This is a genomic window from Puerhibacterium puerhi (assembly GCF_009846865.1).
Classification (GTDB): Bacteria; Actinomycetota; Actinomycetes; order Actinomycetales; family Cellulomonadaceae; genus Puerhibacterium; species Puerhibacterium puerhi.
In genome coordinates, this window is the sequence record NZ_WUWN01000080.1 from 1 (window position 1) to 5,330 (window position 5,330).

The 5,330-nt window shown below is 59.8% G+C and carries 3 rRNA genes; all 3 read left to right on the top strand.

The features are described 5' to 3' along the window. Nucleotides 1–18: 18 nt before the first annotated feature. The 3 genes from GSF02_RS18225 to rrf all read left to right on the top strand — a co-directional run bounded on the left by GSF02_RS18225 (nucleotide 19) and on the right by rrf (nucleotide 5,326). Nucleotides 19–1,539 (top strand): 16S ribosomal RNA (locus tag GSF02_RS18225). A gap of 457 nt (nucleotides 1,540–1,996) precedes the next feature. Further along, nucleotides 1,997–5,107 (top strand): 23S ribosomal RNA (locus GSF02_RS18230). 102 nt (nucleotides 5,108–5,209) lie between these two features. Next, a 5S ribosomal RNA gene (rrf, locus tag GSF02_RS18235) occupies nucleotides 5,210–5,326 on the top strand. Together the 16S, 23S and 5S rRNA genes form the textbook arrangement of a ribosomal RNA operon. Nucleotides 5,327–5,330 lie beyond the last annotated feature (4 nt).

Sequence of the window (5,330 nt, forward strand, 5' to 3'; positions counted from 1 at the left end):
GCCTGGTGGCATCAGACATTTACGGAGAGTTTGATCCTGGCTCAGGACGAACGCTGGCGGCGTGCTTAACACATGCAAGTCGAACGGTGAAGCCCAGCTTGCTGGGTGGATCAGTGGCGAACGGGTGAGTAACACGTGAGCAACCTGCCCTCCACTTCGGGATAAGCCCTGGAAACGGGGTCTAATACCGGATATGAGCCTGCGAGGCATCTCGTGGGTTGGAAAGTTTTTCGGTGGGGGATGGGCTCGCGGCCTATCAGTTTGTTGGTGGGGTGATGGCCTACCAAGGCGTCGACGGGTAGCCGGCCTGAGAGGGCGACCGGCCACACTGGGACTGAGACACGGCCCAGACTCCTACGGGAGGCAGCAGTGGGGAATATTGCACAATGGGCGCAAGCCTGATGCAGCGACGCCGCGTGAGGGATGACGGCCTTCGGGTTGTAAACCTCTTTCAGCAGGGAAGAAGCGCAAGTGACGGTACCTGCAGAAGAAGCGCCGGCTAACTACGTGCCAGCAGCCGCGGTAATACGTAGGGCGCAAGCGTTGTCCGGAATTATTGGGCGTAAAGAGCTCGTAGGCGGTCTGTCGCGTCTGGTGTGAAAACCCGAGGCTCAACCTCGGGCTGGCATCGGGTACGGGCGGACTAGAGTGCTGTAGGGGAGACTGGAATTCCTGGTGTAGCGGTGGAATGCGCAGATATCAGGAGGAACACCGATGGCGAAGGCAGGTCTCTGGGCAGTTACTGACGCTGAGGAGCGAAAGCATGGGGAGCGAACAGGATTAGATACCCTGGTAGTCCATGCCGTAAACGTTGGGCACTAGGTGTGGGGACCATTCCACGGTCTCCGTGCCGCAGCTAACGCATTAAGTGCCCCGCCTGGGGAGTACGGCCGCAAGGCTAAAACTCAAAGGAATTGACGGGGGCCCGCACAAGCGGCGGAGCATGCGGATTAATTCGATGCAACGCGAAGAACCTTACCAAGGCTTGACATGCACCGGAAACACCCAGAGATGGGTGCCCCGCAAGGTCGGTGCACAGGTGGTGCATGGTTGTCGTCAGCTCGTGTCGTGAGATGTTGGGTTAAGTCCCGCAACGAGCGCAACCCTCGTCCCATGTTGCCAGCGGGTTATGCCGGGGACTCATGGGAGACTGCCGGGGTCAACTCGGAGGAAGGTGGGGATGACGTCAAATCATCATGCCCCTTATGTCTTGGGCTTCACGCATGCTACAATGGCCGGTACAGAGGGCTGCGATACCGTAAGGTGGAGCGAATCCCAAAAAGCCGGTCTCAGTTCGGATTGGGGTCTGCAACTCGACCCCATGAAGTCGGAGTCGCTAGTAATCGCAGATCAGCAACGCTGCGGTGAATACGTTCCCGGGCCTTGTACACACCGCCCGTCAAGTCACGAAAGTTGGTAACACCCGAAGCCCACGGCCCAACCCCTTGTGGGAGGGAGTGGTCGAAGGTGGGACTGGCGATTGGGACTAAGTCGTAACAAGGTAGCCGTACCGGAAGGTGCGGCTGGATCACCTCCTTTCTAAGGAGCTCACCAACCCGCCGGTGCTCGGTTCGAGCCGCCGGTGTGGTCAGGGGCCACGCTCCCGCCGACCGTGCGGGGGGTGGTTGCTCATGGGTGGAACATTGACTGTGGCCGCGGCCCGTGTGGCCGGCCCCCAGTACGCCCCCCTGTGGTTCTTCGGAGCCGGGGGGTTGGACCGGGACCGGCGTGCGGGGCGGGGTCGAAGCACACTGTTGGGTCCTGAGGCAACCGGCCACGAGGTCGGGGGTCTTGGACACGGGTCACCGGTGCGGTCGAACCGCCCCCAGCCCGTCCCGCCGCATGGTGGGGCGCGGGGGCAGGCGCCGCGGGAGTTCCGGTGAGGCCGTCCGTTGCTTGAGAACTGTACAGTGGACGCGAGCATCCAATAGATGTCTCAGGAGACCGATGTGCTGAGCGATCAGCGTGTTGGTGTTCCTGGTATCTGCGTAGTGTTGTTGAAGTTTGTAAGGGCACAGGGTGGATGCCTTGGCACCAGGAGCCGAAGAAGGACGTCGTAGCCTGCGAAAAGCCTCGGGGAGCTGGCAAACGAGCTGTGATCCGAGGATGTCCGAATGGGGGAACCCGGCTGGGGTCATGCCCAGTCACCCGCACCTGAATATATAGGGTGTGTGGAGGGAACGCCGGGAAGTGAAACATCTCAGTACCGGCAGGAAGAGATATTCCGTGAGTAGTGGCGAGCGAAAGCGGATGAGGCCAAACCGTGGGCGTGTGAAAGCTGTCAGGCGTTGCGTGCACGGGGTTGTGGGACCCTCTTGAGGTGGCTGACACCGCCTCGGGGAGTGAGAAAGTCGCGTCATAGCCGAACCGCATTGAAAGGCGGACGACACAGGGTGGTAGTCCCGTAGGCGAAATGGCGTGGCCTCCCGGAGGGGATCCCAAGTAGCACGGGGCCCGAGAAATCTCGTGTGAATCTGGCAAGACCACTTGCTAAGCCTAAATACTACCTGGTGACCGATAGCGGACTAGTACCGTGAGGGAAAGGTGAAAAGTACCCCGGGAGGGGAGTGAAATAGTACCTGAAACCGTGTGCCTACAATCCGTCGGAGCCTCCTTTGCAGGGGTGACGGCGTGCCTTTTGAAGAATGAGCCTGCGAGTTAGTGCTCGGTGGCGAGGTTAACCCGTGTGGGGAAGCCGTAGCGAAAGCGAGTCCGAACAGGGCGCCCATAGTCGCCGGGTCTAGACCCGAAGCGAAGTGATCTAGCCATGGGCAGGTTGAAGCGCCGGTAAGACGGCGTGGAGGACCGAACCCACCAGGGTTGAAAACCTGGGGGATGACCTGTGGTTAGGGGTGAAAGGCCAATCAAACTTCGTGATAGCTGGTTCTCCCCGAAATGCATTTAGGTGCAGCGTCGCGTGTTTCTTGCCGGAGGTAGAGCTACTGGATGGCCGATGGGCCCCACAAGGTTACTGACGTCAGCCAAACTCCGAATGCCGGTAAGTGCAAGCGCGGCAGTGAGACTGCGGGGGATAAGCTCCGTAGTCGAGAGGGAAACAGCCCAGATCATCGGCTAAGGCCCCTAAGCGTGTGCTCAGTGGGAAAGGATGTGGAGTTGCACAGACAACCAGGAGGTTGGCTTAGAAGCAGCCACCCTTGAAAGAGTGCGTAATAGCTCACTGGTCAAGTGATTCCGCGCCGACAATGTAGCGGGGCTCAAGCACACCGCCGAAGCCGTGGCATTCACACAAGACTCTAGCCTTCGTGGTTCAGGGGTGTGGATGGGTAGGGGAGCGTCGTGTGGGCGGTGAAGCCGCGGGGTGACCCAGCGGTGGAGACCACACGAGTGAGAATGCAGGCATGAGTAGCGAAAGACGGGTGAGAAACCCGTCCGCCGAATGACCAAGGGTTCCAGGGCCAGGTTAATCCGCCCTGGGTAAGTCGGGACCTAAGGCGAGGCCGACAGGCGTAGTCGATGGACAAGGAGTTGATATTCTCCTACCGGCGAAGAACCGCCCATACCGAGCCCGGTGACACTAACCACCCCAAGGGCAGCATCGTGGTCTTCGGACCACACCGCTGCCGGCGGCGTGGGACCTGAACCGGTAGTAGGTAAGCGTGTTAACAGGGGTGACGCAGGAAGGTAGCCCGGCGTGGCGATGGTAGACCACGTCCAAGGCCGTAGCCCGGTGTGTAGGCAAATCCGCACACCACCAAGGGTGAGAGCTGATAGTGACCGCGTATGCGGGAAACGGGTGATCCTCTGCTGCCAAGAAAAGCCTCGACGCGAGGTTCTAGCCGCCCGTACCCCAAACCGACTCAGGTGGTCAGGTAGAGAATACCAAGGCGATCGAGCAAATCGTGGTTAAGGAACTCGGCAAAATGCCCCCGTAACTTCGGGAGAAGGGGGGCCCGAACCGTGACCCCACCTTGCGTGGGCGAGCGGGGACGGCCGCAGAGACCAGGGAGAAGCGACTGTTTACTAAAAACACAGGTCCGTGCGAAGTCGCAAGACGATGTATACGGACTGACGCCTGCCCGGTGCTGGAAGGTTAAGAGGACGGGTCAGCCGCAAGGCGAAGCCCAGAATTTAAGCCCCAGTAAACGGCGGTGGTAACTATAACCATCCTAAGGTAGCGAAATTCCTTGTCGGGTAAGTTCCGACCTGCACGAATGGCGTAACGACTTCTCCGCTGTCTCAACCGCGAACTCGGCGAAATTGCACTACGAGTAAAGATGCTCGTTACGCGCAGCAGGACGGAAAGACCCCGGGACCTTTACTATAGCTTGGTATTGGTGTTCGGTGCGGCTTGTGTAGGATAGGTGGGAGACTGTGAAACCCGGCCGCCAGGTCGGGCGGAGTCATCGTTGAAATACCACTCTGGCCGCTTCGGACATCTAACCTCGGTCCGTGATCCGGATCAGGGACAGTGCCTGGTGGGTAGTTTAACTGGGGCGGTTGCCTCCCAAAATGTAACGGAGGCGCTCAAAGGTTCCCTCAGCCTGGTTGGCAATCAGGTGTCGAGTGCAAGTGCACAAGGGAGCTTGACTGTGAGACCGACAGGTCGAGCAGGGACGAAAGTCGGAACTAGTGATCCGGCGGTGGCTTGTGGAAGCGCCGTCGCTCAACGGATAAAAGGTACCCCGGGGATAACAGGCTGATCTTGCCCAAGAGTCCATATCGACGGCATGGTTTGGCACCTCGATGTCGGCTCGTCGCATCCTGGGGCTGGAGTAGGTCCCAAGGGTTGGGCTGTTCGCCCATTAAAGCGGTACGCGAGCTGGGTTTAGAACGTCGTGAGACAGTTCGGTCCCTATCCGCTGCGCGCGTAGGAAACTTGAGAAGGGCTGTCCCTAGTACGAGAGGACCGGGACGGACGAACCTCTGGTGTGCCAGTTGTCCTGCCAAGGGCACCGCTGGTTAGCTACGTTCGGGAAGGATAACCGCTGAAAGCATCTAAGCGGGAAGCCTGCTTCAAGATGAGGTTTCCATGGGCGCAAGCCCTGAAGGCACCCAGCTAGACCACTGGGTAGATAGGCCGGATGTGGAAGGCAGGACCAACGACTGCCGCAGCTGACCGGTACTAATCAGCCGACAACTTCAACACCCTTCATCATGCGTGTTCGCGTCCACTGTGCGGTTCCCGAGACACGGGCCCCACACCCCCACCCCCCAAGGTGGCACGGTGTGCCCGACAACTCGACAGCGTTACGGCGGTCATAGCGAAGGGGAAACGCCCGGTCCCATTCCGAACCCGGAAGCAAAGCCCTTCAGCGCCGATGGTACTGCCCTGGAGACGGGGTGGGAGAGTAGGACGCCGCCGGACACCC